Source organism: Lewinella sp. JB7, assembly GCF_024297185.1.
Classification (GTDB): Bacteria; Bacteroidota; Bacteroidia; order Chitinophagales; family Saprospiraceae; genus Neolewinella.
The window spans coordinates 384,376-406,895 of record NZ_JANCTD010000004.1; the positions used below are offsets into that span (position 1 = coordinate 384,376).

At 60.1% G+C, this 22,520-nt stretch carries 20 protein-coding genes; 12 read left to right on the plus strand and 8 right to left on the minus strand.

What is annotated here, in order from left to right; all coding sequences use genetic code 11:
* Positions 1-6: 6 nt before the first annotated feature.
* On the minus strand, positions 7-897 hold the full coding sequence (locus NMA52_RS09730) for a WD40 repeat domain-containing protein (RefSeq protein WP_254827471.1): 891 nt from the start codon (positions 895-897) through the stop codon (positions 7-9).
* A gap of 251 nt (positions 898-1,148) precedes the next feature.
* Here NMA52_RS09730 and NMA52_RS09735 point away from each other — a divergent pair, with 251 nt between their 5' ends.
* Complete coding sequence (locus NMA52_RS09735; protein WP_254827472.1) at positions 1,149-1,796, plus strand: 4'-phosphopantetheinyl transferase superfamily protein; 648 nt, start codon at positions 1,149-1,151, stop codon at positions 1,794-1,796.
* Here the strand turns inward: NMA52_RS09735 and NMA52_RS09740 are convergent.
* Together NMA52_RS09740 and NMA52_RS09745 are read right to left on the minus strand one after the other, a co-directional pair.
* The gene (locus NMA52_RS09740; RefSeq protein ID WP_254827473.1) at positions 1,786-2,301 is read right to left on the minus strand and encodes a gamma carbonic anhydrase family protein; all 516 of its coding nucleotides are present in this window, start codon (positions 2,299-2,301) and stop codon (positions 1,786-1,788) included. The two genes, NMA52_RS09735 and NMA52_RS09740, sit on opposite strands and share 11 nt — an antisense overlap.
* A 3-nt stretch (positions 2,302-2,304) precedes the next feature.
* Positions 2,305-2,844: a hypothetical protein gene (locus NMA52_RS09745; protein WP_254827474.1), complete on the minus strand. Its 540-nt coding sequence runs from the start codon at positions 2,842-2,844 to the stop codon at positions 2,305-2,307.
* Positions 2,845-3,066: 222 nt separating this feature from the next.
* Here NMA52_RS09745 and NMA52_RS09750 point away from each other — a divergent pair, with 222 nt between their 5' ends.
* The 3 genes from NMA52_RS09750 to nspC all read left to right on the plus strand — a co-directional run bounded on the left by NMA52_RS09750 (position 3,067) and on the right by nspC (position 6,476).
* On the plus strand, positions 3,067-3,414 hold the full coding sequence (locus NMA52_RS09750; protein ID WP_254827475.1) for a 4Fe-4S dicluster domain-containing protein: 348 nt from the start codon (positions 3,067-3,069) through the stop codon (positions 3,412-3,414).
* Positions 3,415-3,477: 63 nt separating this feature from the next.
* A complete protein-coding gene (locus NMA52_RS09755) occupies positions 3,478-5,259 on the plus strand; it encodes a hypothetical protein (protein WP_254827476.1) in 1,782 nt (593 codons plus the stop codon).
* Positions 5,260-5,348: 89 nt separating this feature from the next.
* Positions 5,349-6,476 carry a carboxynorspermidine decarboxylase gene (nspC, locus tag NMA52_RS09760; RefSeq protein WP_254827477.1) on the plus strand — a complete coding sequence of 376 codons (1,128 nt, stop codon included), beginning with the start codon at positions 5,349-5,351 and terminating at the stop codon, positions 6,474-6,476.
* Positions 6,477-6,488: 12 nt separating this feature from the next.
* Here nspC and NMA52_RS09765 read toward each other — a convergent pair whose 3' ends face one another.
* Complete coding sequence (locus NMA52_RS09765) at positions 6,489-7,373, minus strand: EamA family transporter (RefSeq protein WP_254827478.1); 885 nt, start codon at positions 7,371-7,373, stop codon at positions 6,489-6,491.
* A gap of 37 nt (positions 7,374-7,410) precedes the next feature.
* Here NMA52_RS09765 and NMA52_RS09770 point away from each other — a divergent pair, with 37 nt between their 5' ends.
* Together NMA52_RS09770 and cdaA are read left to right on the plus strand one after the other, a co-directional pair.
* A complete protein-coding gene (locus tag NMA52_RS09770) occupies positions 7,411-8,022 on the plus strand; it encodes an OmpH family outer membrane protein (RefSeq protein WP_254827479.1) in 612 nt (203 codons plus the stop codon).
* Between the two features lie 8 nt (positions 8,023-8,030).
* On the plus strand, positions 8,031-8,828 hold the full coding sequence (cdaA, locus tag NMA52_RS09775; protein ID WP_254827480.1) for a diadenylate cyclase CdaA: 798 nt from the start codon (positions 8,031-8,033) through the stop codon (positions 8,826-8,828).
* Here cdaA and NMA52_RS09780 read toward each other — a convergent pair.
* Entirely contained in the window at positions 8,825-9,106 is a 282-nt protein-coding gene (locus tag NMA52_RS09780) for a PLD nuclease N-terminal domain-containing protein (protein ID WP_254827481.1), read from the minus strand. The two genes, cdaA and NMA52_RS09780, sit on opposite strands and share 4 nt — an antisense overlap.
* Before the next feature lie 242 nt (positions 9,107-9,348).
* Between NMA52_RS09780 and NMA52_RS09785 the strand changes: the two genes are divergently transcribed.
* Positions 9,349-10,734, plus strand: a complete 1,386-nt coding sequence (locus NMA52_RS09785) for a dipeptidase (protein WP_254827482.1) — start codon at positions 9,349-9,351, stop codon at positions 10,732-10,734.
* A gap of 32 nt (positions 10,735-10,766) precedes the next feature.
* Here NMA52_RS09785 and NMA52_RS09790 read toward each other — a convergent pair whose 3' ends face one another.
* Both NMA52_RS09790 and NMA52_RS09795 read right to left on the minus strand, forming a co-directional pair.
* Positions 10,767-11,276, minus strand: coding sequence for a peptidylprolyl isomerase (locus NMA52_RS09790; protein ID WP_254827483.1), 510 nt, complete (start codon positions 11,274-11,276; stop codon positions 10,767-10,769).
* A gap of 128 nt (positions 11,277-11,404) precedes the next feature.
* Entirely contained in the window at positions 11,405-12,916 is a 1,512-nt protein-coding gene (locus tag NMA52_RS09795) for a M20/M25/M40 family metallo-hydrolase (protein WP_254827484.1), read from the minus strand.
* A 65-nt stretch (positions 12,917-12,981) separates the two neighbouring features.
* On the opposite strand from NMA52_RS09795, the gene NMA52_RS09800 reads away from it, so the two are divergent.
* Positions 12,982-16,263 carry a S41 family peptidase gene (locus NMA52_RS09800; RefSeq protein ID WP_254827485.1) on the plus strand — a complete coding sequence of 1,094 codons (3,282 nt, stop codon included), beginning with the start codon at positions 12,982-12,984 and terminating at the stop codon, positions 16,261-16,263.
* Positions 16,264-16,307: 44 nt separating this feature from the next.
* Here NMA52_RS09800 and NMA52_RS09805 read toward each other — a convergent pair whose 3' ends face one another.
* A complete protein-coding gene (locus NMA52_RS09805) occupies positions 16,308-18,773 on the minus strand; it encodes an outer membrane beta-barrel family protein (protein WP_254827486.1) in 2,466 nt (821 codons plus the stop codon).
* Positions 18,774-18,944: 171 nt separating this feature from the next.
* Between NMA52_RS09805 and NMA52_RS09810 the strand changes: the two genes are divergently transcribed.
* The 4 genes from NMA52_RS09810 to argH are packed head-to-tail and all read left to right on the plus strand — an operon-like array spanning position 18,945 to position 22,035.
* Positions 18,945-19,604 (plus strand): nitroreductase family protein, encoded by a 660-nt coding sequence (locus NMA52_RS09810; protein WP_254827487.1) that lies wholly within the window; start codon positions 18,945-18,947, stop codon positions 19,602-19,604.
* Between the two features lie 41 nt (positions 19,605-19,645).
* Positions 19,646-20,233 (plus strand): Uma2 family endonuclease, encoded by a 588-nt coding sequence (locus NMA52_RS09815; protein WP_256534235.1) that lies wholly within the window; start codon positions 19,646-19,648, stop codon positions 20,231-20,233.
* Positions 20,234-20,242: 9 nt separating this feature from the next.
* Complete coding sequence (locus NMA52_RS09820) at positions 20,243-20,656, plus strand: DUF5655 domain-containing protein (RefSeq protein ID WP_254827488.1); 414 nt, start codon at positions 20,243-20,245, stop codon at positions 20,654-20,656.
* A gap of 35 nt (positions 20,657-20,691) precedes the next feature.
* Entirely contained in the window at positions 20,692-22,035 is a 1,344-nt protein-coding gene (argH, locus tag NMA52_RS09825) for an argininosuccinate lyase (RefSeq protein WP_254827489.1), read from the plus strand.
* Positions 22,036-22,520: the final 485 nt, after the last annotated feature.

Here is a 22,520-nt window from a genome sequence, read left to right on the forward strand (position 1 = left end):
TCCCCGCTACTCCCCGAAGCTCCACTCCAGCACCCGCCGATCGTCTCCCGCGGTGATCAGGGTGTGCCGGTCGAGCCAGCACAGGGTATTGACGGAGTTGACGTGGCCCCGGTCGCGCACGACTTCGCAGACTTTGAGCAGTTCGAGGTCGTGGGTACGCCACAGCTTGACGGTCTTATCGCGGCTGGCGGTCGCGAGGTAGTCTCCGGAGGGGTGTACGGCCATGGCATTGACGGTCATCAGGTGAGCCGTAACGGATTGCTGGAGGCGCAGCTTGCCACCGAGTACGTGCCAGCGGCTCATCTGGGCATCGCGCCCACCGGAAAAAAGGTACTCTCCGTCGGGACTAAAGGCCAGCGCGAAAACGGAGGGCGGGTGCGCGGGAGCAACGTCCATCAGGGAAAAACCGGACCGATCCACCAAATAAATTTTTCCGTCGCTGGCACCTACGGCCAGGCGGTCGTACACCGGATCGTAGGCCAGCCGGCGCAGGGAGTTACGCGACAGTGGCAGGCTCTCGAGGCTGCGGGCTTCGGCTACGGACCAGCGGGTGAGTACGCCGTCGCCGCCGGCACTGAAGAGTTCATTGTTTGCGCGGAGAACGCTGAAGGTGCCGCGACGATGGTGGGCGACGTGGCGGTTCTTTTCGGGGATATCCGGATAAAGCCAGTGGACGCCGCCGTCCAGGGTCCCCGCTACCAGTCCTTCGTCGGTGGTCGTCAGCGTCAGAAACTTGCCGCCTTCCACGGTGGCGACTACGCGTCCGAAGTCCACGTCAGCGCGGTGCCAGTGCACCAGAAAGCCGTCGGCGGCGGCGGAGTAAAAGCCGTCGGCGGCGGGTTGAAGATCGTAGATCGCGGCGCGGTGCCCCGAACGCTGTTGTTGACGTACTAGCATTAGCGACGCGAACAAGTTGTTAGGGGTCAGGGTTTTAAAGGCACACCAGCCTTTGGCGTTCGTCGCCACCCCACCAGATGAAATATATATTTCTAGTTCTTCTCTGCTGGGCGGTGGGTTTTATAATTCCCCAGTTCACCGCCACCTTGCAACTTGCCGCTGCTATTGCAGTCATCTGTATTGTAGTAGCTTGCGTCTGCTATTACATTGACACCCGGATCAATGCGGTTCGGCTATAGAACTACCCTTCCTTGCCTCTACTTTTTCATGACTCCGTCCTGCCACCCGGCGAATGGGGGCTGTGGCGGATCGATGAATCGGAATCCGATCTCCGCGGTCACGTCTCCCTCTTTCACCGCGAGATCGAACAGATCGAACGTATCCGGGGAGCCGAGCGCCGCCGTGAGTTTTTGGCCGCCCGGCTATTATTGCATCACATGAGCGGTCGCAGCGTCCGGGCGGAACTGATCAAGGACACCGACGGCAAGCCGCACCTGGATGACTCCTTATTCTTCGTAAGTATCAGTCATACGGTAGGCTATTCCGCCGCCATTGCCCACCCCCGCCCCTGTGGGGTAGACGTACAGCGCATCGTGCCGCGTATTCGTCGCCTTGCCCGGAAGTTCGTCAACGTCGAGGAAAGCGTACATCTGCAACAGGAATACGAACTGACCCAGCTGCACCTCATCTGGGCCGCCAAGGAGGCGATGTACAAGGCATACGGAAAGCGTCAACTCGATTTTAGGGAACACCTGCACGTGAACCTGGCGGATTACGGACCGGAGATCAGCACCGCGGATGCCTACTTACGTACGGAGACGGTGACCATGCACTTTCACCTGGAATTTCGGTGTTATCCGACCTTCGTCATCGTGGCGGCGGTCGAGATCAATCCTTAAACCACCCGGCGTAGGTGAGGTAAGCGGCCGCGATGCGTTCGATGGTATCCTCCCGCTGGTCGGGCGCAAGCGTTTTGATCTTCCGGGCGGGGATGCCGGCGTACACCGAATCGCGTTCACACCGCATGCCGGCCGGCACGACCGCGCCGGCCCCGATGATCACGTTGCTTTCGATGACCGCGTCGTCCATCACGATCGCGCCCATGCCGATGAGGACGCTGTCGTGCACCGTACACCCGTGCACGATGGCCCGGTGACCGATGCTGACGTCGTTGCCGATGGTCGTGGCCGCTCGCTGGTAGGTACAGTGAATGCAGGCACCGTCCTGTACGTTGACGCGGTCGCCCATTACGATGCGGTTTACGTCACCCCGGATGACGGCGGTGAACCAGACGCTGCAGTGATCGCCCATGACGACTTCCCCCACGAGGGTCGCGTTTTGGGCAAGGAAGCAGTCCGTACCGATCTGCGGGGTGTGTCCGCGGACGGGAATGATCAGGGCCATGGGTCAGATGAGATCGTCCTCTTCTTCCTCCTGGGCCTTGCGCCGGCGGCTGCGCTTTTTGACTACCGGTTTGGCCTTGGGCGGGGGTGGTTTTTTGATCTTGGAGATCACCTTGTTGGGGCCCTCGCGGCGCTCACTGGCCATACGGGCCAGATCCTGCGCCGTAACGTCCATCGCCCCGCTGGCCTGCAGGCGCATCCCTTCCAGGCTTTTGGTGGTTGTGGGAACGGCTTCCAGGCGTTTGCGGTCGATGAGTTTACCGGTCACGGAGCAGACGCCGTACACCTTGTTCTTGATGCGCAGCATGGCGTTTTGCAGGTCCTGGACCTGATCGCGTTTGCGCAGTACCTGCTCATTCAATAGTTCCAACTGGCTCACCGAGCTGCTGTCCTGGGTATAATCGGCACCAAAGCCTTCGGTAATGTTCTCCGAGAACTCACTTACCTGATCGCGGAGCATCTGCAACTCCTTCTTGGCTTGCTGATAATTGTCCTTTATGATAACCTTGAACTCTTCGAGTTCTTCGTCGCTGTATCTTTCCATGTCGTAGACTGAACTGTAGGGTAGTCAGGTCGAAGCCGGTGGCTTCTTCCAAGCTAAATACTGAGGCCATAATACGCCCGGCCGGCGTTCAATGTTATGTTTTTTTGCGTTTAATGCAAATCTGATGCCCCTTTACTGACGTTACCACTCGAATAGGGTCACATTCCGGCAGACGGTGTGTACCCCGCACCGTACTTTTGTCCCCCCTAAAACGATCTCCCCATGGCCATTATGATTACCGACGACTGCATCAACTGCGGAGCCTGCGAACCGGAATGCCCGAACAATGCTATTTACGAAGGCGGCGTGGAGTGGACGATCTCCGACGGCACGACCATCAGTGCGCCCTATACCATTGAGACGGGAGAAACGATTGCCCCCGACGAAGATCAGGAACCCGTCAGCGACGAGTTCTACTACATCGTTCCCGACAAGTGTACCGAGTGCGTGGGTTTTCACGAGGAGCCCCAGTGCGCGGCCGTATGCCCCGTCGACTGCTGCGTACCCGACCCCGAACGGGAAGAGGCGGAGGAAGTCCTTGCCCAACGGCAAAAGATCCTGCACGCGTAAACCCGCGAACTACCGTTAATGGATGCGGGCGAACTTGCCCCCGCCTCCGTGTAAATCCTTCCCGTGCTGCGTCTGTCCTTTTTCTCCCTACTGGTCCTGGCCACCCGTCTCCTCCTGTCGCAGGGAGCCCCCTTACCGGTCAACGAGGAAGGGTACGACCTGATTCGTCGGCTTCAGCTCCGGTACGGTTATACCGGTTTTACCGCTCCGGCGGCCGACCTTAACCTGCGGCCCGCCAGCCGCGGTGACCTCGTCAGGCTCGCGAAGACATACTACGAATTGTACGGAAGCGACCTGTCGGCCGTAGACCGCTACCGGCTCCAGGGCTTTTTCGACGACAACAACGAGTGGCTCGCCCTGCCCTCACTGGCCGACGCGGAGGATGCGGACCGGGCGCCCTTCTGGATCGGTGATGACTTCGCCCTGGAATCGGTCCGCTCCCCCCTCTACCGCACCTCCCAGCGGGCTCCGCTCCTCGGCAGCCTGTACCGTACGCCCTCCTTCTTCCTGGAGCACAACCAAAAAGACTTCTACCTCCGCCTAAATCCCGTGATCGATGCCCGCTACGGTCAGCTAAAGGATGACGAGCAGGCCTATCTGTACAACCGGCGGGGATTGCGGTTACGCGCCGGTATTGACGATCGCATATTTCTGCACTTCGAGATCCTGGAGACGCAGTTCGGCGCGCCGAACTACATTCGCGACTACTTCAACCGGGTCGTATCGCTTCCGGGAGCCGGACTGACGAAGGACGACCTGACCATCGGATTCGCTGACATCGAGCGGGGCTATGACTTTCTCAACGGCGCCGGGTACCTGTCGGCGGATGTAACGCGTCACGTCGGGGTCCGCCTCGGCTACGGGCAGCACTTCATCGGTCAGGGCGAACGCAGCCTGTTCCTGAGCGATTTCAGCAACAACTACCCCTTCCTGGAAATCAACTGGCGCATCTGGAAGTTCCACTACCGGAATCTTTTCGCGGAGCTGACGGGCAGTCCACAGGACCTGCCGGGGCCGGACACCCTGCTGCCGAAGAAGTTTCTCGTCGCTCACCACTTGTCCATCGACATCGGCAAGCGCCTCTCCGTCGGACTGTTCGAAGCCGTCGTACTTAACCGGGAAAGTGGATTTGAGTTGGCCTACCTCAATCCCGTTATTCTCTACCGCACGGTGGAGGGCAGCGTGGGCTCCCCGGACAACGTCGTGATCGGCCTGACGGCCGCGTACCGCCTGCCCTTCCGTACCGAGGTGTACGGGCAGTTTATCCTGGATGAATTCAAGTACGATGAGTTGTTCGTAAAAAAACGTGGGTGGTGGGCCAACAAGTGGGCCTACCAGATCGGTGCCCGCCACGTCGACGCCTTCGGGATCGACCAGCTCGACCTGGTCGCGGAACGCAACGTGGCCCGCCCCTACATGTACTCCCACGACGGACCGAGCAGCTATACCCACTTCGCCATGCCGCTGGCCCACCCCCTGGGGGCCAACTTTACCGAAAACCTGGTTGGTTTCGACTACCGTCCCCTGCCCCGCCTGAACCTGTACGGCCGGGCGTACCTGATCGAGCAGGGAGAGGGTAGCCCGGGAGTGGTGGAGGGGGAGAATCCTTTCCAATCCAGCGACCTGCGCAACGAAACCTTTGGTAACGAGATCGGCCAGGGAATCCACTACACCAATACCATTCTGCAGCTGCGGGCCGGGTACGAACTCCGTCCCAACCTCTGGCTGGAGGGTGAGTACTTTACCCGGAGTAAGGATTCCGAGCAGGCCGCCCGCGACCTGGAAACAAGCTTGCTCAACCTGGGAATCCGCTGGAACATCGCCCGGCGACCCGAAGCGTTCTAGGCTCGGGTGAAGGCCTGCAAGCGATAGACCTGTTGGACCCGCGCGCCGCCGCCCCAGTCCACATTTTGCAAACTCCCTAACATTTTTCCATGCCGCTCCCCTCTCCCGCTTTCGTGATCGAAGAAGACAAAATGCGCCGTAACCTGGAACGGGTGGCCGACGTAGCGCGGGCGGCCGGTGTCGACATTATCCTGGCGCTGAAGGCCTTCGCGTACTGGCCCGCCTTTCCGATCATCGCGGAATACCTGCCGGGAGCAACCGCCAGCAGCCTGAACGAGGCCCTGCTGATCGAAAAACACTTTGGTCGTCAGCCCCACGTCTACGCCCCCGTCTACCGACCCGCGGAATTCCGGCAAATCGCCGCGATGGCCCACCATCTGACCTTCAATACGCTTACCGAACTGGAACGGTACCGCGCGGAATGGGAGGAGCTCGGCACCAGCGTAGGCCTGCGGGTAAACCCGGAATACAGCCCGGTAGAAACCGACCTGTACAATCCCTCCAACAAGCACGGGCGCCTGGGCGAAACCCTGCCCAACCTGCCGACCCGTCCTCCACGTGGACTGCGGGGCCTACACGTGCATACCCTGTGCGAGAGCGATGCGGCCGCTACGGCTACCCTGATCGAGCGTACGCGCGCCCAGTTCGGCCACTATCTGGAGCAAATCGAATGGCTCAACCTCGGGGGCGGCCACCTGATGACGCGGGAGGGCTACGACACGTCACGACTGATCGGAGTCCTTACCGACCTACGGAAGCGTTACCCCCACCTGAAGGTCACCCTCGAGCCCGGCAGTGCCCACGTATGGCAGACGGGCTACCTGCAGTGCACCGTGCTCGACATCGTGAACAACTACGGTTCGGCAACCCTGATGCTCGACGTCAGCTTTACCTGCCACATGCCCGATACGCTGGAGATGCCCTACCGTCCGGTCGTACGGGCCGCGAGCGCGGAAGAGAAAGAAGGGTACGCCTATCCCTACCGCCTCGGGGGCATGAGTTGCCTGGCCGGGGACTATCTCGACACCTACTACTTCCGCCAGCCGGCGCGGGTGGGCGATACCCTCATTTTCGAGGATATGGCGCACTACACCACGGTAAAGTCGACGATGTTTAACGGGGTGCCCCACCCGGACATCGTCGTAGTGGACGCGGAGGGGGATGTCGTACAGCACCGCAGTTTCGGCTACGCCGACTACGAAGCGCGCATGGGCTGACGGGCGGCCGCCTTATTTGGCGGAATTGATAAAGTAGACCCCCGCGAGCAGCAACGCGCCGGCGAGCAGCGACTGCCCCGTGATCACTTCGCCGTTGAAGAGTCCGCCGAGCAGCACGGCTACCACCGGATTGACGTAGGTGTTCGTGGAAACCTTATCGGCACTCACTTTACCCAGCAGGAAGTTGAAGGCCGTGAAGGCGGCAATGGAACCGAAAACAACCAGAAACAGCCAGGAATAAGCCGAGCGGGCGGTGAGCTGAGCTACGCTCCACCCGTCCCATTCGTCAAGGGACAGGCTGAACAGGCCCAGGAAAAGCCCCGCTACGATCATCTGCATGGCCGTCGCCCGCACCCGGTTCGGCCCCAGATCGAGGCGCTGCCGCAGGAGCATACCCGCTCCCCAACAGAGCATACCGGAAACGATGCCGATGAAGCCCTTGGTGGCTTCCGGCCCACCCACGGCAATGGGTTGGGCGATCAGCAGCGCCATCCCGCAAATGCTGATGAAGGCCCCCACGAATGCCTTTACCGAGGGGCGACTATCCAGTACCACCCACATCATCAGCATGACCACCAGGGGCTCGAAGGAAATGATGAGGGAAGTGGTGCTGGTAGGAATGTACTGCTGCGCCCAGACGACGGCCCCCGTCCCGACACTCAGCAAAAGGACACCGATGATGCCGGAATTGATCAGGTAGCGCGGTCGCGGCAGCGTGCGATCCCCCCGAAGTACGGTGTAGCCGTAGAGCAGTAGTCCGGCGACGGTAAAGCGGGTGGCCCCCATGCCGAATACGGGGATGGAATCAATCGCCCAGTAATTGGCCAGGTAGGTGGCTCCCCAGACAAAATAGGTAGTGAAGAAAGCAAGGAGGATGAGCAAGCGGTCACGTCCCATAACTCGGCGTACTTTTGCGGGAAATCAAGATAGAGTGATGACCGACTTCGCAAGAATACTTTCCAGCGCCGCTTTAGTTCTGCTCTGCGTGGGCTTTTTTAGCTGCGACCGTCCGGCCGCGGAAGAAACGGCCACCGCCGCCGCGCCAACCACCACGGAGCCCGACGGCGCGCCCGGAGCCGGCCTGAGCATCGTATTCGTCAAGGTCGATAGTCTTCAGGCCGGGTATACCCGGGTGGCCGACGAGCTGAGCCGCCTGGAGGAAAACTTCAACAAGGCCGAGCAGAACCACAACGCGCGGGTGGCTGCCTTCCAGAAGGAAGTCCAGCGGGTGCAGAACCAAGTACAGCAGGGCCTCCTGGCACCCAATAAGATCCAGGCCGAGCAGCAACGCATGGCCAAAAAGGAACAGGAGATCATGCAGCAGCGGGACATCGCACTGGGCAGCATCCAGGAAGATCAGCTGCGGATTCAGCAGGAGTTTTCGGAGCGGGTGAAGGCCGTGTTGGAAGAACTGCAGGCCGAGAATAACTACGACTATATCCTGAACCAGGGACAAAACTCGGCCGTGCTCATCACCAACGACCGCTACGACATTACGCCGCTCGTCCTGGAAAGACTAAACGTGGCCCAGGACAGCGTTCAGTAAGCTGAGGCATGCGATTTCCCCTGCTCTTCAAGATCGGTTTTCTTCCCGTAGACATCTGGGACGTCTTCGACGTGCTCGTCGTCGGCTACCTGATCTACTGGCTGTACCGCCTGCTGCGGGGAAGCATCGCGCTGAACATCTTCGTGGGCATCGTCGCCCTGTTCTTCAGCTACCAGGCCTTTACCGCCCTGGGGATGGATCTGCTGAGCAATATTCTCAATCAGTTTATTCAGGTCGGATTCATCAGCCTCATCATCATCTTTCAGCCCGAGGTACGCCGCTTTCTCCTGCTCCTCGGGAGCGGCACCATGAAGCAGCGCGATAGTTTCTGGAACCGCCTACTGGGCCGGGAGGAGTTCGAGCGCGACAAAGCCCCCCAAACGGCCGTCGTACGCCGCGCCTTCCTGCGCATGGCCCGGCAGCGGACCGGCGCGCTCATCGTCTGTACCCAGGAAGCCGATCCCAGCACCGTCATCACCGGCGGTACGGAACTGAACGCGGACATCAGCTACGGACTGCTGGTCAGCATTTTCAATAAGGAAAGCCCACTGCACGACGGGGCCGTGCTGATCTCCAACCGTCGGATCGTAAAGGCCAGCGCCATCTTGCCCGTATCGGAGAACAGCGACCTGCCGGCGGCGGTAGGTCTGCGCCACCGGGCGGCCGTCGGAGTCACCGAGAAGATCGACGTCGCATGCTTCATCGTCTCGGAGGAAACCGGCAAAATTTCCTTTGCCTACGGGGGCATCCTGGAACGCGGAATCTCGGAAGAGCGACTGACGGAGTTGCTGGATATGTACCTCTAAAAAACCGACTGCTTGTTGCGGCCAAGGATGAAGTACAGCAGCGCCCCCAGAAAGGGAATAAAGAAAATGATCGCTCCCCAGATCAGCTTCTTCTCCATGGGATAAGGCTTTTTGATGAGGTCGAGCACGGCCAGCACGATGATGATGAGGGCCAGGATGCCACCGATGGCCATGATGCCCATACCACCGGCCATGGCCTCTCCGGCGCTGACGTTCTCGCCGCAGGCGGTGAGCAGAACGATAAAAGGAAGGACGGGTAGGATTCGACGGATATTCATGGTTTGCTGAATTTGTTATACAACCTCGTCGGTGGGTTGTAGTGTTCGTTGTGACTGGAGATCGCCCCGACGGCTACCGCAGTCGGAGACCGCAGCTTACTTTCGCGGTCAGAGACCGCATTTTACCGTCGCGGTCAGAGACCGCATTTTACTGCCGCTGCCGGAGGCAGCATCTTACTTCGCCGCCGGAGGCAGCGTTTTACCGTCGCGGTCGGAGACCGCGTTGTACTTAACTTAACCGAATGACCACCCAGCAATACATCGACCAGCACCGTGAGCGCTTTCTTGAAGAACTGAAAACGCTGATCCGCATTCCCAGCATCAGTACCGCCCGCGAGCACGACAAAGACACTCACCACTGCGCCGTGCAGGTCCAGGAATACCTCGTCCGGGCCGGCCTGGAGCGGGCGGAACTTTACCCTACGGACGGCCACCCGATCGTGTACGCGGAAAAGATCGTCGACGAAAAGGCTCCTACGGTACTGATCTACGGCCACTACGACGTGCAGCCCGCCGATCCGCTCGACGAGTGGGAAACGCCGCCCTTCGAGCCGACCGTAAAGAAAACGGCCCAGCATCCCGACGGCGCCGTATTCGCCCGGGGCGCCACCGACGACAAGGGGCAGATGTTCATTCACGTCAAGGCCGTAGAGGCGATGATCCAGACGGACAGCCTGCCCTGCAACGTCAAGTTCATGATCGAGGGCGAGGAGGAGATCGGCAGCCCCAACCTGGTCCCCTTCATTAAGGAACACAAAGACAAGCTGAAGGCCGACGTCATCCTGGTTTCCGATACGAGTCTGCTGAGCAAGAGTCATCCGAGCATCACGGTAGGCTTGCGGGGGCTGACCTACCTCGACGTGAAGGTGCGTTCGGCCCGCGCCGATATGCACTCCGGGCTCTTCGGCGGCGCGGTCGCCAATCCCATTAACGTACTCTGCGACATGATCGCCAGTCTCAAGGACGAGGACAAGCACATCACCATCCCCGGCTTCTACGACGATGTACACTTCCCCAGCGAGCGCGACCGCACCCTGATGCGGGAAGCTCCCTTCAACGAGCAGGAGTACATGGACTCGCCTGGCGTTTTCGGCCTGGAGGGAGAAAAAGGATTCACTACTTACGAACGTACGGGCATCCTGCCCACCCTCGACGTCAACGGTATCTGGGGCGGATTTACGGGTGAGGGCTCGAAGACCGTTATCCCGGCCGTAGCCAACGCCAAGATCAGCATGCGCCTGGTGTCGCGGCAGGACCACGAGAAGATCACCAAACTATTCTCCGACCACTTCAAAAGCATCGCACCCCCGACGGTAAAGGTGGATGTCATTCCCCACCACGGCGGCAACCCCTACGTCACCCCCACCGACACCCCCGAGTACAAAGCAGCCGAGGCGGCCATGGAAAAGACCTTCGGGAACACGCCGGTACCTATGTACGAAGGCGGCTCCATCCCCATCGTCGCCCAGTTCAAGGAGGTGCTCCAAATCGAGACCATCCTGATGGGCTTCGGCTTTGACACCGACGGCCTCCACAGTCCGAACGAGCACTTCGGCCTCTGGAATTTCTACAAGGGCATTGAGACGGTACCGGAGTTCTTCGCGGCCTACGCAGCTAGAAAATTTTAAATTTAAAATTTGATATTTAAACTTTGAAATTTCTAGCTCCTTACCCCTCCTTCCTCGATGTACTGCTTCCGCACCAGCTCGTCTACGGTGGGCGGTCGGACGCTGAGGATGGCTCCGGAGAAGAATAAAGTCTTGCCGGCCAGCGCGTGGTTGGCATCGAGGGTAACGAACTTATCGTCCCAGTCGATCACCTTGGCGTTGACGGCCTTTCCGTTGGAGTCGGTGAGCGTAAGGTACTGTCCGCGCTCCAGGAGGCCGGGTTCGATCTGTTCCCGCTCGTTCCGGAAGATCGAAATAGGTGCTTCGAGGATGTGATCGGGGCTGGTCTGCCCGTAGGCATCCTCGGGGGCCAGCAGAAAGCTGAATCCCATTCCGCTTTTGAGACCGAAGATGCGACGCTCCCAGGCGGGCAGCATACGTCCGGTACCGAACATAAACTTGAAGGGGTAATTAACGTCCATGCGTTCCAGCAGGGTGCCGGACGGGCCGCCGTCGCGGACTTCGTAGGTCATGGTCACGATGGCGTGGTCGTCAATGGTCATGGTGGATTGGGTTTTCCGGTCGTCTCCCCCGATCGGTCGGCGACCGTCCGCGGGATGAAGATCAAACGGCTGTACGCACCAGCAGTTCACCAACGGGGCGCGGACGCGGGAGCCGTGTATGGGGAAGGTCAGAGTTCCTCCGTTAAGATACCGATCATCGTTTTCACGCCCTCCCGGTAGTTTCCGATGCGCAAATTTTCGTTGGGGCTGTGTTGGTTGTTGTCCATATTGACGGTAGGTACCGTAACGGCAGGAATCCCCAGCGTAACGACGAAGGGAGCAATCGGAATGGAGCCTCCCGTCATCCGGATCATTACCGGCTCGCGACCGTGTACGTAGGTCAGCGCCCGGTGCAGCCACTGCCCTACCTCCGTGTCGAAGTCCGTCCGGAACGACTGGTAGAAGACCTGAGCGGTAAGGGTCGCGATCCGGGGGTAAGCCAGGCGTTCTTCCTTGCTTGGTTCACGATCGAGTACGTGGTATCCCTGGCGTTCGATGTGCTCCGTTACCAGACGTATGAGCCGGTTCGGATCGGATTCCAGGACCAGTCGGAGGTCCAGCTCCGCCCGGGCCCAGGCGGGGATGATGGTGCGCGCCTCTTCGTCGATCCAGCCGCTCCGCATGCCCCGGATATTGAGGGAAGGGTACTGGATCGACTCCTGGTAGCTGAGGCCGACGCTGTCTACTCGCCCGATCTGGAGTTGGTCACGGATCGCGACCTCATCGTCCGGCACGGCAGCGAGTATTTGGCGGGTGTCCGCGTCAAGATTCACGCCCTCGTAGTAGCCGGGGATCAGTACTCTTCCGTCCGCATCCTTCATGGAGGCCAGTAACTGGGCCAGGGCCAGCGCGGGGTTTGGCGCGTAATTGCCGTAGTGACCGCTGTGCTGGGGGGCTACCGGACCGTAGGTCGTCAGGGTCACGTCGGCGATCCCCCGGGCTCCGAACTTCAGCGTCGGCCGGTTGCTCGGGTGGAGCGGACCGTCGAAGATGATGAGCATATCGGCCGCCAGGAGCTGCTGGTGGCGGTCGACGGCGGCCGGAAGGCGGGGCGAACCCAGTTCCTCCTCGAAGTCCATAATGATCTTTAGATTATAGTTCGGGGCCAGCCCCTGATCGGACACGGCGTCCAGGGCGGCCAGTAACATACCGATGGGGCCCTTGGCATCCGAGGCGGAACGGGCGTAGACGCGGTCGTCGTCCCGCAGTTCTTCGGGTAAAAAAGTGGTTAGCCATTGCCCGCCTTCCGTATCGCCGCCGCTCCGCCGGATGGCCGGTCGAAACGGATCGGTTTTCCAACGACTGGTATCCGTTGGCTGACCATCCACCTGTAAGTACACCAGGACCGTCTTCTCCGCTCCCGCAACCTCACGCCGCGCCAGTAATAAGGGTACGGTGGGTGTTTCGATGCGTTGCAGGACGAAGTCCCGACGGGCAAAGGCCGATTCGCACCACCGGACGTTGCGCTCGATGTCCTCCGGATAGTGGGCATCATTCGGCAGGCTGAGTAACTCGATCAGTTCCGGGAAGGTGGCATCGGCGTAGTGCCTGGCTAATTCGCCGATCTGGTCCGGGCCGGGCCGCTGACCGAAGAGGGAACAGGTGATAAGACTGGCAATGAGTACGGTAGAGACTTTCATCGGAGCAAGATACCTACGGATGTCGCCGGATATATATACTTTCCCTACGAATCGAAATCCCTGCCATGACTTACCGACTACTCACCGGGCTGTTTTTACTACTTGCCGGCTCCCTTCCCGCCCAGACACGGCTCCTCGCGGATCCCGCCATCAGCGCCAACCACGTCGCCTTCACCTACGCGGGCGACCTATGGGTTGCCGATCGGGACGGCAGTAACGTACGGCGGCTTACGATCGGGGAGGGGCAGGAAACGCACCCCGTGTTTAGTCCTGACGGCCAGACCCTGGCCTTTACCGGCGCTTACGACGGCAACCTGGATGTGTACACCGTCCCCGTGACCGGCGGGATTCCGCGGCGGCTGACCTGGCATCCCTACCCCGACGAGGTGCAGGCCTTCTCCCCGGACGGCAAGCAAATTCTGTTCACCTCCAAGCGCGACGTATTCACCAATCGGTATAACCAACTATTTACGGTAGGTCTGGAGGGCGGCCGCGTGACCCCCCTGAATATCCCGACCGCCTTTCAGGCCGATTATTCCGCCGACGGCAGCCGTTTGGCCTACACCCCACTGGGCGACCGCAGTTCCATGTGGAAGAACTACCGGGGTGGTACCGTGTCCCGGATCTGGGTATTCACCCGGGCGGACAGCTCCGTCGTCGAAATCCCTAAACCGGAGACGGGCAGTAACGACAATGCCCCCCAGTGGCTCGACGGCAAGGTGTATTTCCGCAGCGACCGCGACGGAGAATACAACCTCCATGCCTTCGATCCCGCCACCCAATCCGTCGATCGCCTGACCGACTTCCGGGACTTTCCGGTCATTGCCCTGCGCGCGGGCGCGGGAGCCGTCATCTTCGAACAAGCGGGCTATTTACACACCTACGATCCGACCACCGGCGAGGTGAATCAACTCGACATCAATTTCAGTGCAGACGTACTCGATATCCGGCCCCGCTACGTGACCGGCGACCACGTACGCTCCTCCGACGTATCTCCCAGCGGGAAGCGCCTGGTGTTCGACTACCGGGGCGAAATCCTCACCGCGCCCGCCGACCAGGGTGACGTGGAGAACCTGAGCCATTCCCCCGGCGCCCACGAAACCTACCCCGCCTGGTCGCCGGACGGAAAGACGGTCGCGTACTTCAGCGATGCTTCCGGAGAATATGCCCTGCACCTGTCCCGCCTGGATCGTGAGGGGCCGGGCGACAAGGTGCGCGAGATCGAACTTCCCGGCACCGGTTTCTACGCCCATCTCCACTGGTCGCCCGACGCCAACCGACTGGCCTTCGTGGATAATGGTCGCAACTTATACGTGCTCGACGTAGCCAGCGGACGCGTCACTAAGGTGGACCAGGATCAACTGTACTACCCCGGTGAGTACCGCGACCTCTTCGGTTCGTGGTCTCCCGACAGCAAGTGGCTGGCCTACTCCAAGATTACGCCGACGAACTTCGAACGGGCGTACGTCTATAACGTCGACAACGGAGCGTCCCGGGCGGTAACCGATCCGCTCGTCAATGTCACCGAGCCGGTATTCGACCCGACGGGGAAGTACCTTTACCTGACCGCCTCCACCGACGCGGGACCCGTCGTAAACTGGTTCCAGCAGTCGAGCAACGACATGCGGGCCACCAACGGAATCTACCTGATCACCCTACAGAAGGAAGTGGTCTCTCCCTTCTTCCACCGCAACGACCGCGAAGGGACGGACGCCGACGAGCGTTTTGAAGCCGCCCTGGAGAAGGAGCGCTCGGCCGGAAAACCGGCAATGGAAGAATCCGCTACCCCGCCCGCCGATACCGTACCGGGGCCGGTGCGCATCGACTTCGACGGGCTGGAAAAGCGGATCGTCCACGTACCCCTCCCGAACGGCAATTACGCGAATCTGGCGGCACCCGTGGCGGGGGAACTACTGTTCATCAATTACGGGGAGGAGGAGTCCGTGCTGCAACGCTACTCCCTCGAAACCCGGGAAATGGAGGAACTCATTCCCGCCGACTGGTTCATCCCCACGGCCGATGGCCAGAAGCTCTTCGTCAGCAGCTACGGCCGCTGGGGGGTTACCGACCAACAACAACCCAGTCTGGAGGACCTCAAGGAACCGGAAGCCTACGGACTCAGCGTAAGGATCGATCCCGTAGCCGAATGGCGCAATATCTTCCACGAAATGTGGCGCGTCAATCGGGATTATTTCTATGACCCCAATATGCACGGCGTGGACTGGGCCGCCATGAAGGCGAAGTACGAGCCCTTCCTGGCCGACGTACGTACCAGTGCCGACCTGTACCGCGTCATGGAGTGGATGGGCAGCGAACTCGGGGTCGGTCACCACCGCTTCGGAAGCCGGGGCGAACCGCTGCGGGAAGCCGAGGAAGTAAAGGGTGGACTACTCGGCGCTGACTACGCCATCGCGAACGATCGCTACCGCTTCGCCAAAATCTACGGGGGACTCAACTGGAACCGCGACCTGGCTTCCCCCCTTACCGAGCCGGGGGTCGACGTGCGGGAGGGCGACTACCTGCTGGCGGTCGACGGTCAACCGCTGGTGGCCGGTGACAACCTATACCGCCTCTTCGAACGGACGGCGGGCCGCACGGTAACGCTTACGGTCGGGCCCAGTGCCGACGGCAGTAACTCCCGGAAGGTAAAGGTCACCCCCATCGAGGACGAATACGATCTGCGTAATCGAGACTGGGTGGAGGGTAACCTCAGGAAGGTGAATGCGGCCACCGGCGGGAAGGTAGCTTACGTATACGTGCCGAATACCGGGGGCGGTGGGTTCGAGTACTTCAAGCGCTACTTTTTCCCGCAGGTCGATAAGCAGGCCATCATCGTTGACGAACGGTTCAACGGCGGCGGGCAGATCGCGGACTACTACATCGAACTCCTCATGCGCCCCTACCAGAACAGCTGGACCTACCGCTACGGCCAGGACCAGCACGCGCCCGTCGCCTCTATTCAGGGGCCGAAGGTTCTCCTCGTCGACGAAACGGCCGGCTCGGGCGGAGACCTCTTCCCCTACCTCTGGCGGCAGAATGAGCTCGGGCCCATGATCGGTAAGCGCACCTGGGGCGGACTGGTCGGCGTCTTAGGTTTCCCCGAATTCATCGATGGTGGATCGGTGACCGCCCCGAACGTAGCCTTCTGGGATAAGGACGGCTACCGGGTCGAGAACGAAGGCGTCGCGCCGGACATCGTAGTCGAGCAGTACCCGCAGGAAGTCATGGCCGGCCGCGACCCCCAACTGGAACGGGCGATCGAAGAGGTGATGCGGCAACTGCGCGAAAACCCGACGCCGCAGCCGGAGCGACCGGCCTTCGAGAAGCGGGGATCGGCGAAATTTTAAATTGCCAATGTCAAATTTTAAATGTCAAATTTTCAATTGGAAATTTAAAACTGCTGGTTCCCCTCACCCTCCTTCTGGTCGTCGTTGCGCACGCGACTGCGGCGATTCTGCGCCTTGAAGTCGATGGCGCCGAACTTGTGGCTGAAGTTGATGCCGAAGCTGCGGAAGGGAATGGTGAAGGAACTTTCCTGCTCGAAGGTTTCTCCGCGTAGGCTGGAGGCGAATACCTTATCGTCGCTGAAGGGCGTAATAACCCGTAAGCCCAGGGAGGTGCGTTCGCTGAGGTCGTAGTTCAGGCCCACGCCGTAGATGCTGAAACTCGGGTTGCTGCCCTGGAGGGTCTGCTGGGGTCCGCGACCGAAGACGAAGAAGTCAGCCCGCAGCTTGTCGCTGAATTTGTAGCTGCCGCCGCCGTTGCCGCTGATGATGTCGGCCGAGCGCTCCAGTTGTTCGCCCCCTACGATACCGGTACCGTTATAGCGGCCGTAGTTAATGCTGGCCCGTAACTGCAGTTTCTGCCAGAGCGTGAAGGAGGTGAAGAAGTTGGCGCCGTAGGTATCGCTGCTGCCGATGTTGAGAAAGGTGGTGGTACTGGCTACGCCGTCGTCGTCGATGCGCAGGAAGCTTTCGATGAGGTCCTTAGTCTCCCGGTAGTACACGGAGGCGTTCAGGACGACGCCCTTGATGTAGGTGTTGTAAGCCAGTTCGTACTGGTCGACGACCTCGGGTTTTAGGTCGGGATTACCGATCTGCAGGGAGTTGGGGTCCGAGATGGCCGTAAAGGGGTTAATGTAGTACAGGCTCGGCCGTTGTATGCGCTGGTTGTAACTGCCCTTCAGGTTGCTGAACTGACTGAGTTTACGGCTCAGGATGATGCTCGGCAAGAAGTTTTGGTAGCTGTTCCCGAAGCTCGGATTCTCGCTCCGGAATTCCCCGCCGATCTCCGTTGTCTCGTACCGGGCGCCGGCCACGAGTCCCCAGTTATCGCTAATGGTCCAGTTAGCACTTAGGTAGGCGGCGTATACGTCCTGGTCATAAAGAAACAGGTCGGTAAGCCGGGGGGAATCGGTGAAAGTGCCGGCGTCGTTGGGTTTCACCTGAGTACGGTAGTCACTGTCGATACGGCGCAGCACGGTCTTCAGGCCGGTTTCCACCTTCAGGCGGTCGCCGGCGGGGTGGACGTAGTCCAACTGACCGGTGTACTCCAGGTTCAGGCCGTCGTTGGTGTTGATCAGGTCGCGCTGGTAGATATCCAGGTCGCCGGTTTGGTCGACGATGTTATCGGTGCGGCTGTCCTGTCCGCTGACCTGGAAGGCGACGATGAGTTCCCGGTCCGGTTGGTCGGGAAAGGTGCGGCGGTAGTCTAGGGTACCGTCGAAACCAGCGTTGGCGTTTTCGCTGTCGTTGAAGCGGGAAAAACTGACGTTATTGCCCTCAGCATAGGCGTTGATGAAGCCATCGGTCGTACCCTCCACGTTGCGGGCGAATCGATTATACCGCCCGCTCAGGTTGAGGCTGTTGTAGGCGTTGAAGTCGTAGAAGGCGCCGAGGTTGCCGTTGGCTCCGAAGAAACCGGAGGCGTTCACCCCGTGCTGGCTGAGTTGGCGGACGGGGCCGTTAGGGCCGAAGTCGGTGCGCAGGAAATCGATTTGGGCGTCACGTTTCCAGCTCCAGAAGCCGTTCACGCCGCCGTTGATGCCGAAGCGCCCCACGAGAGCATTGACGTTGAGCCCGAAGTTGTTCTGCCGGGTGCCGATGCTGGAGTTGACGGTGCCGGTGAAGCCCTGGGCGTCCTTCTTCTTGGTGATGATGTTGATGATGCCGCCGGAGCCTTCGCCGTCGTAGCGGGCCGAGGGGGTGGTGATCACTTCCACCGATTTGATCTGGTCGGAGGGGATGCTCTTCAGGGCGTCGGCGACGCTGGTGGCGAAGATGGTCGATGGCCGTCCGTTGATGAGGATGCGGAGATTGGAGGAGCCGCGCAGACTTACGTTGCCCTCCAGGTCGACGCTCAGCAGGGGCACCTTGCGTAGTACGTCGCTGGCATCACCGCCCTGGTTGGTGGCATCCTTCTCGGCGTTGTAAACGAGTTTGTCGATGCGGTTCTCCACCAGGCTGGCTTCACCCGTAACTTCTACGCCGTCCAGCATGACGGCGTCGGTGGCCAAAGCAATCGGGGGTAGCTCGAGGTCGGGGCTTTTTTTCGTGGTCTTTACCTCGGCGACGGTCTGCTCCGTGTAGCCGATGAAGGAGGCTTTGATCTGGTACTCCCCTACCGGGATATCCGTGAGCTTAAAGCTGCCGTCGGGTTCGGTCAGCGTACCGTTGATCTGGGTCTGCCCGTCGGCGGCCAGCAGCACGATGGTGGCGTATTCGACGGGGTCTCCGGTTTCGGCGTCGGTAACCATCCCCCTGATCGTACCCTTGATGGCGGGTGGGCCACCGGCTCCGGGGTACTGAGCGAAGAGGGAAGTCGTGCAGAGGCAAAGAAAAAGTAGGGCTGCTTTCATAACTGGGCGATCGGGGGGTAGACGGCAAAATTACGTTCCGCCCTACCCCCCTATTGCCGCCCCGATCCGCTGTTCGACGAACGGAGCGGAATAATCTACCACCTTCGCCCCCCTACTGGTCCGACGGGTCCGGACTTGGGCGGCGACGGAATGCTATCCTTATTTTTGGCCATGCCCGACTACCTTCCCCTCGACCACCAGGCTCGCTCGCCCGACGACATGGCCGCCACCGCGGCGGCTGATTACCGCGAACTAAGTCGCCGCCGTACCGTCCGCGATTTCTCCGCTGCGGCGGTTCCGCGCACCGTGATCGAGGACATCGTGCGCACCGCGGCTACCGCTCCCTCGGGTGCCCATAAACAGCCGTGGCACTTCTGCGTGGTCAGCGACCCGGAGATCAAACGGCAGATTCGGGAGGCCGCCGAGAAGGAGGAGTACGACAATTACCACGGCCGCATGTCGGAGGAGTGGCTGGAGGACCTGGCCGTGTTCGGGACCGACTGGCACAAGCCATTCCTCACCACCGCCCCCTACCTGATCGTGGTGTTCAAGAAGGCATATGATGTGGGGGAAGACGGCAAACGGCACAAGAACTACTACGTCAACGAATCGGTCGGCATCGCCTGCGGCTTCCTGATCGCGGCCATCCATCGGGCCGGGCTGGTGACGGTAACCCATACGCCCAGTCCGATGAATTTCCTGCAGAAGGTGCTCGGTCGGCCGGAAAACGAGCGGGCCTACCTCCTGCTCCCCGTGGGACTGCCGGCGGCGGATGCCCAGGTGCCGGCCATCGAGCGGAAACCGCTGGACGAGGTGCTAACCTGGTACTGACTTATCCGTTATATTAGCTGACGCAATCTTTTGCCATGTATATGCCCCCCCTGCCCGATGCGCTGCTGCCGGTTTATTCTTCCAAGCGGGTTACCGCCGATGAATTTGCGGCCCTATGCGAAGAACACCCAGATATGCATGCGGAACTTGAAGTAGACGGGAGATTAAAAATTATGAGTCCGGTAGGGGGTCTAAGTGGCAATCGCGAAAACGAGTTTAATGCAGATTTAACGCTTTACGCGCGAGCGCAGGGCGGCAAGGCGTTCAGTGCCAGTACAGGGTTTCGTTTACCCGATGGTTCGATCCGGTCCCCCGACGCTGCTTATTTGTCGGACGCTCAGCTCAGCCAACTTTCTCCCGAGCAGTTTGAAAAGTTTATTCCAGCCGGACCGGTCTTTATCATCGAAGTACTATCTGTTTCCGACGGTTTACGGGAAGCGGAAACCAAAATGCGCGACACCTGGATCGCCAATGGCGTCCGCCTAGCCTGGCTCGCGGACGTAGACAACCAACGGCTGTGGATCTACCGCGCCGACCACTCCGTCGAACTGGTAAGCCCCCTCGACCGTACCATCACGGGGGAGGACGTACTGCCCGGATTCACCTTCGATCTCAACTTGCTCGCTTAGCCCTACGGTATGTGGACATGCCCTAAATGCCAGCGCCCCTTCCGCCGGCCCCAGCAACAACACATCTGTAGCGAGAAGACCATCGACGAGATTTTCGCCGGTAAGCCGGACAACGTGATCATGGCCTTCGACGACGTACTCCTCGCCACCGCCGACTGGGAGCCCAACCTCATCACCCCCGCCCGCCGCGCCATTATGTTTACCAACAAGCGGGCCTGGCTGGTCGTGCGCCCCATGACTAAGGTGCTGGAAATAAGCTTTTTTACCGGCGAAGTCATCCACAGTCCCGTGCTGCACCGCTCGGCCCCGGACACGATGGGGCAGTCGAAATACCGCCACTCCATCCGCCTGGGCGGTCCGGGGGAACTCTCCACGGAGGCCATCGATCTCCTGCGGAAGGGCTACGATTACAGCAACCGCTGAGGGAGCTTCCCCGCCCTTTTGCCCATCTTTGCCCCATGGCTACGAAACTCTGGCAGAAAGACTACCCCCTCGACCAACGCATCGCCGACTTCACCGTGGGCCGCGACCGCGAACTCGACCTCGAACTGGCCCCCTTCGACATACTCGGCAGCATCGCCCACGTAACGATGCTGGAGGAGGTCGGACTGATCGACGGGGCGGCGGCGCGCAGGTGCAAGGAAAAACTTAGAGAGCTGTATCCCCTGGCCCGTAACGGCGAGTTTGTCATCGAAGACGGGGTGGAGGACGTGCACAGTCAGGTCGAACTCCTGCTCACTCGCGCGCTGGGAGACGACGGGAAGAAGATCCACTCCGGCCGCAGTCGCAACGACCAGGTGCTGGTGGATCTGCGCCTGTACTTCCGCCACCGCATTCGGGGCATCGTGGAGCAAACGGCGGAACTCAGCCGCACCCTAACGGAACTCAGCGAGGAACACCAGGATAAGCTTATTCCCGGCTACACCCACCTCCAGATCGCCATGGTGAGCAGCTTCGGATTGTGGTTCGGTGCCTACGGCGAAGCCCTCGTCGACGACCTGCGGTTGTGGAAGGCGGCCTACGATACCGTCGACCAGAACCCCCTCGGCTCCGCGGCGGGCTACGGCTCCAGCTTTCCGCTCGACCGCGATCGCACGACGGAACTGCTCGGCTTCCGCGAGCCGGTGGTCAACGTAGTGGCCGCGCAGATGGGTCGGGGAAAAACCGAACTTACGGTAGCCTTCGCCATTGCCGGCCTGGCCCAGACGGTGGGGAAAATGGCTATGGACGTGTGCCTCTACAGCAGCCAGAACTTCGGCTTTCTGCAGTTGCCCGACGACCTCACTACCGGTTCCAGCATCATGCCCCACAAGAAGAATCCGGACGTATTCGAGCTTCTCCGCGGACGCTGCAATCTGCTGCAAACCCTGCCCGCCCAGATGGCGCAGCTCACCGGCAACCTGCCCAGTGGCTACCACCGCGACTTCCAGCTGCTCAAGGAAGCCATCTTCCCGGCCCTGGATCAGCTGGAGGATGGACTGGCCATTGCTCTTTATGCTTTGCCCCGCACCCGCGTCCGCGCCCAAAGCCTGCCGACCGATCCGCGCTACACCTACCTCTACAGCGTGGAGGCCGTCAATCAACTCGTGCTGGAGGGCCTGCCCTTCCGCGATGCCTACGTAAGCGTGGGTAAGGACATCGAAGCGGGGACCTTCGTTCCCCCTACCGGACTGAAGCACACCCACCTCGGCAGCCTGGGGAATTTGGGCAATGGGCGGATCAGCGAGAAACTGCAGATGGTGATGACGGGCTTTGACTTTGGGCGGGCGAAAGCTGCGCTGGACAAGCTCGAAGCCCGCTAATCAGAAGCGCTGTTGATCCTAGCTTTCCGTTAACTAGGTATTTGACCGGATGTTGGCCTGAGCGAAGAGGGCTTCCTAAGGGGAACTGCATATGGCCCGCCCCCTACTCCTGGATTAGAAAATCCAAGTTTGCACGTCTATTTATTCATATGATTAAGCCGGCGAAAGGTTCTTTCGGGGCTGTGAGGCGCGAAATATTTACCGTAACAAGGTGTGCACTGCACCTCCGAGTTTCCCTTCAACAAAAAATCTCAATTACGAGAAAAATGCATCACTGATGGATGCCGTTCAGACCCCCATATTTTACTTTACACAACCATATTTTGTGTTAAGGTAAATATATGTTTTTATAGCCCTATATTCGATATACGTTCGTAGACCATATTTAGCGTGTGTCCAGAACGGAGTACTGCTCCGCAACCTGCTTAGAGTTTGATTAATGCCTCGTATACACTACGACGTCCCAGCAGCCTTAATAGATTGAT